Annotated in this window: 1 protein-coding gene; it reads left to right on the top strand. The window is 59.7% G+C overall.

The genetic code is table 11. The annotated features are described in order from the left end of the window. Positions 1-452, top strand: a 452-nt coding sequence (locus R3X27_RS25550) for an IS3 family transposase (RefSeq protein WP_317711730.1), incomplete at both ends; no start/stop codon positions are given.

The raw sequence follows: 452 nt of genomic DNA, 5'->3' as shown, positions 1-452 counted from the left end.
GGATGTCAGCCCGCGTGGATATCGAGCCTGGCGCCGCCGTCCGCTCAGCAATAACCAGCGCAAAGACATGGTGGTCCTGGCTCACATCCGCGAGCAGTTTGCCCTGTCTCTGGGCAGCTACGGTCGCCCACGCATGACAGAGGAGTTGAAGGAGCTGGGCATTGATGTCGGCCATCGTCGTGTCGGCAGACTGATGCGCCAGAACGGTATTTCCGTGAAGAGGAGCAAGAAATTCAAGGCGACGACCGACAGCAACCACAGCTTCAACATCGCGCCGAACCTGCTGGATCGTGACTTCTCGGCGGATCGCCCCAACCAGAAATGGGCCGGGGACATCAGTTATGTGTGGACGCGTGAAGGTTGGCTCTATCTTGCGGTGATCATTGATCTGCACTCTCGGCGCGTCGTCGGCTGGGCTGTCAGCAACCGGATGAAACGCGACCTGGCGATCC

The sequence above is a fragment of the Tropicimonas sp. TH_r6 genome, assembly GCF_033101155.1.
Classification (GTDB): domain Bacteria; phylum Pseudomonadota; class Alphaproteobacteria; order Rhodobacterales; family Rhodobacteraceae; genus Tropicimonas.
Note: the sequence above shows the minus strand (reverse complement) of the source record. Positions and strands in the feature narration are given on the sequence as shown.